The 3,847-nt window shown below is 75.7% G+C and carries 5 protein-coding genes and 2 pseudogenes; 3 read left to right on the plus strand and 4 right to left on the minus strand.

Translation table 11 applies throughout. The features are described 5' to 3' along the window. The 3 genes and pseudogenes from AB0C69_RS39480 to AB0C69_RS39490 form a co-directional block, all read left to right on the plus strand. Positions 1-467, plus strand: a pseudogene (locus tag AB0C69_RS39480) (hypothetical protein); the annotation flags it as partial. 62 nt (positions 468-529) lie between these two features. Further along, positions 530-829 carry a 4a-hydroxytetrahydrobiopterin dehydratase gene (locus AB0C69_RS39485; RefSeq protein WP_360361372.1) on the plus strand — a complete coding sequence of 100 codons (300 nt, stop codon included), beginning with the start codon at positions 530-532 and terminating at the stop codon, positions 827-829. Positions 830-836: 7 nt separating this feature from the next. Beyond that, positions 837-1,310 (plus strand): TIGR00725 family protein, encoded by a 474-nt coding sequence (locus AB0C69_RS39490; RefSeq protein ID WP_360361375.1) that lies wholly within the window; start codon positions 837-839, stop codon positions 1,308-1,310. Here the strand turns inward: AB0C69_RS39490 and AB0C69_RS39495 are convergent. From AB0C69_RS39495 to AB0C69_RS39510, 4 genes and pseudogenes are all read right to left on the minus strand, one after another. Continuing rightward, positions 1,307-1,654, minus strand: coding sequence for a hypothetical protein (locus AB0C69_RS39495; protein ID WP_360361378.1), 348 nt, complete (start codon positions 1,652-1,654; stop codon positions 1,307-1,309). The two genes, AB0C69_RS39490 and AB0C69_RS39495, sit on opposite strands and share 4 nt — an antisense overlap. 157 nt (positions 1,655-1,811) lie before the next feature. Next, positions 1,812-2,360, minus strand: a pseudogene (locus tag AB0C69_RS39500) (MFS transporter); the annotation flags it as partial. A 282-nt stretch (positions 2,361-2,642) separates the two neighbouring features. Next, a complete protein-coding gene (locus AB0C69_RS39505; RefSeq protein WP_360361381.1) occupies positions 2,643-2,942 on the minus strand; it encodes a hypothetical protein in 300 nt (99 codons plus the stop codon). A 129-nt stretch (positions 2,943-3,071) separates the two neighbouring features. Next, positions 3,072-3,833, minus strand: coding sequence for an SDR family oxidoreductase (locus AB0C69_RS39510; RefSeq protein ID WP_360361383.1), 762 nt, complete (start codon positions 3,831-3,833; stop codon positions 3,072-3,074). Between the last annotated feature and the right edge of the window lie 14 nt (positions 3,834-3,847).

Here is a 3,847-nt window from a genome sequence, read left to right on the forward strand (position 1 = left end):
GACCCGCAGGCCCCAGAGGCGGCGGAGGGCCGGGAGGCGCAGGCCCGGGCGGGGGACCGGGCGGGCTCCTGAACGCCGGGACCCCCGGCGCCGCCGTCACCGCCGCCCTCAACGCCGGCGCCGCCTCCTACACCTGGGTCGCCGCCGCCGTCGGATCCAACACCGCCGCCGGCTACCAGCTCGCCACCGGCCGGCCCGTGATGGCCGTCGGCGGATTCAACGGCACCGACCCCGCCCCCACCCTCGCCGAGTTCCAGCGCCTCGCCCGCCAAGGAAAGATCCACTACTTCGTCGGCGGCGACCGCGGCCAGAACCGCGGCCCGGGAGGCGCCACGGCCCGCGGCGCCGGCAGTGCCAGTGGTGGCAGCGACGCCGCCCAGCAGATCAGCGCATGGGTCGCCGCGCACTACACCCCCGCCACCGTCGGCGGCGCCGTCCTGTACGACCTGACCCCCGGCGCGGGGTGACCGGTCGCCCCGCGCAGGGAAGGGAGGAAGGAGAACGGCACCAGCGAACAGGGAGTGACCCGATGGCCGACACGCTCGACGCCGACGAAGTCGCCGACCGCCTGCGCGGCCTGCCCGCCTGGAGCCGCGACGGCGACCAGATCCGCAGGCAGGTCACCGCCCCGTCCTTCGCCGCCGGGATCGAGGTGGTCGCCGACGTCGCCCGCGCCGCCGAGGACGCCGACCACCACCCCGACATCGACATCCGCTGGCGCACCCTGACCTTCGCCCTGACCACCCACAGCGCCGGCGGCCTCACCGGCAAGGACTTCGACCTCGCCGCGACGATCGACGAGATCGCCGCCCGGCACGGCGCCGGGTAGGGCCGCGATGGCCGTGCAGGTGGCGGTGTGCGGGCCGGGCGAGTGCACCGAGCTGCAGTGGGACCACGCCTACGAGACCGGCCGGATCCTCGCCGGGCGCGGCGCCGTGGTCGTGTGCGGCGGGCACGGCGGCGTGATGGCCGCCGCGGCCGCGGGCGCCCGCAGCGCCGGCGGCGTCGTGGTGGGGATCCTGCCCGCCGCCGACCGCGCCGCCGCCGGGCCCGACCTCACCGTCGCCGTCCCCACCGGCCTCGGCCAGGCCCGCAACAACGTCATCGTCAACGCCGCCGACGCCGTCATCGCCGTCGGCGGATCCTGGGGGACCCTGTCGGAGATCGCCCTGGCCATGCGCGCCGGGCGCATCCCCGTCGTCCAGCTCGGCGGCTGGCGCATCCACGACGAGGACGGACGGCCGGTCGGCGGCATCGTGCACGCCGCCGACCCCGCCGCCGCCGTCCACGCCACCGGCCTGTGGCCCTAGCCCCGCACCCCGGTGCGCGGCGCGCGCGGCCGCGCGCGCCGCAGGGTGAACAGCGCGAGGGTGAGGCACGCGGCCGCCAGCAGGATGACGCACGCCACCGTCAGCGCGGTCGTGTAGCCGTGCACCGCGGCCGCGTCCGGGCGCGGGTGCGGGCGGGAGGCCAGGTAGGCCGCGGTCGCGCCGGCGGCCAGGGTGTTCAGCAGCGCGGTGCCCAGAGCCGCTCCGAGCTGCTGGGCGGCGTTGTAGGCGGCCGACGCCGCCCCGATGTCGTGGCCGCGCATGCCCTCGGTGGCCAGAGCGGCGGTCGGGGGCATCACGCAGCCCAGGCCGAGCCCGGTGAGCACGAGAGCCCCACCCCAGCGGTTCGGCCCGGTTGAACCCGTACACCACCGCGGCGAATCCCGCGAGGCTGAGCAGCGCTCCGGCGACGTCCAGCCGCCCCCGTTCCGCGATCGGCCGGTCCGCGGGCACCAGCGCGACGCCGAGCGCGGCGAGCAGCGCGATCGGCGCGTTGATGTACAGGCACCAGCGCCAGCCGGCGTACTCGGTCAGCAGGCCTCCGGCGATCAGGCCGATCGCCGAGCCACCCGCGCCGACCGCGGCGAAGACCCCGAACGCCCGGCCGCGTTCGCGAGCCCCGGTGAAGGTGGTCACCAGCAGCGACAGCCCGGCCGGCGCGAGGAGGGCGGCGAAGACGCCCTGCAGCGCCCGCGCCCCGAACAGCATCAGCGGGTTCACCGCCGCGCCGCCCAGCGCGGACGACGCGGCGAACCCGGCCAGCCCGACGAGGAAGGCGCGCCGGTGGCCGAGCACGCCGCTGACCCTGCCGCCGATGAGCAGCAGCCCGCCGAAGGCCAGCGCGTAAGCGGTGATCGCCCATTGCCGGTTCCCGTCCGACATCCCGAGCGCGTGCTGCGCCGACGGCAGCGCGATGTTCACGATCGTCCCGTCCAGGACCACCAGCAACTGCGCCGCGCTCACCACCGCCAGCGTCCACCACCGCCGCCTGGACACGCGTCCCCGCCCGTCACCGGGCGCCTCGACGGGCACTCGCCGTCACCTGAGTCGTGCTGTCTCCGCCATCCATGACCTCCAGCGTTCCGTTGAAGGCGTCCTGGAGACTTCTCGCCGCTCGCGGCCCGTTCAACAGGGCCGGCGGCCGACAACTCTCAACCCGCAGTCGAACCCCCGGCCCCGGCTCTGATCGGCGGCGTGGACGCGGGAGCCCGGTATCCGATGGCTCACACGAAGGAGCGGCCCCAGGGGGCCGCTCCTTGTTGCGGGGCTACGCCCCGGGTTCTGCTGGAAGATCAGTGGGCCTGCTGCCAGGGCTCATGCTTCCGGGCTCTGGCGGGCCCGCCGGTCTCGTTTCCGTCGACCGGCCGCGGCCCTGCGGTTCCGCACCGCGACGACGACGCCGACGCCGACGGCGATGAGAACGAAGCAGACGGCGCCGACGATGGCGCCCTTCAGCGCGCCGTCCCCGATGGGATCGTCGAGGCCGCCGTTCACCATGTCGAAGAAGGCGCCCCAGGGGGCCCCGGCGGCGACGAACGCGACGAACGCGCCAAGGGCCTCGACGGCGTTCCCGTCCTCCGCCGGGCGGTCCACGGTGTTCTCGATCCTGCACATATGATCACGACCTTCGGTCTTTCGTTCCGAGCTCCGGACGCACCGGAGCAGCCCTGGACGACCAGGGCTGGTCTTGACCGTGCGCGGGCGAAGGCCGAAGGCCACACCTCGATCCCGCCGGGCGGGGGCCTAGTGGGCGGAGAAGCCGCCGTCCACGAAGATCGACTGGCCGGTGACGTAGGCCGAGGACGGCGACGCCAGGAACACCGCGGCTCCGGCGAAGTCCTCCGCCAGGCCGTTGCGGCCGGCCAGGGTCCGCTCGGCGAGCGCCCGCACCTTCGCCGGGTCCGACGACAGGCGCGCGTTCAGCGGCGTCATCACGAAACCCGGCACCAGGGCGTTGGCGGTGACGCCGCGGCTCGACCACGCCTCGGCCTGCGACCGGGCCAGCGCCACCAGCCCCGCCTTGGACACCCCGTAGGCGCCGCTGGTCACCGACGCCCGGAACGCCTGCTGCGAGGCGATGTGGATCAGCCGCCCGAAGCCGCGCTCGGCCATCCCCGGCCCGAACCGCTGCCCGAGCAGGAACGGCGCCTCCAGGTTCACCGCCATCGTGGCGTCCCACACGTCGGCGCCGAGCTCGTCCATCGGCGGCCGCAGGTTCACCCCCGCCGCGTTGACCAGGATGTCGGGCTCGCCGAACGCCGACGCGGCGGCCTCGGCGGCCTCGGCGACCGCCTCACGCGACCCCAGGTCGGCGCTCACCGCCGCGGCCCGGCAGCCGTGCCCCTCCAGCTCGCGGACGGTCGCCGCGAGCTCGGCCTCCCGCCGCGCCACGACCACCACCGAGGCCCCGGCCCGCGCGAGCGCCCCGGCGATCGCCCTGCCGATCCCCGAGCTGCCTCCCGTCACCACCGCGACCCTGCCTTCCAGCGAGAACAGCTCGGCCAGGTACGGGAGGGAGG

The organism is Actinomadura sp. NPDC048032, from assembly GCF_040653175.1.
Taxonomy (GTDB): Bacteria; Actinomycetota; Actinomycetes; order Streptosporangiales; family Streptosporangiaceae; genus Spirillospora; species Spirillospora verrucosospora.

What these genes read in the sequence shown, in the direction of transcription:
- AB0C69_RS39485 (WP_360361372.1), top strand. Translation starts at nt 530, where the DNA reads ATGGCCGACACGCTCGACGCCGACGAAGTCGCCGACCGCCTGCGCGGC.
- AB0C69_RS39490 (WP_360361375.1), top strand. Translation starts at nt 837, where the DNA reads ATGGCCGTGCAGGTGGCGGTGTGCGGGCCGGGCGAGTGCACCGAGCTG.
- AB0C69_RS39505 (WP_360361381.1), bottom strand. Translation starts at nt 2,942, where the DNA reads ATGTGCAGGATCGAGAACACCGTGGACCGCCCGGCGGAGGACGGGAAC.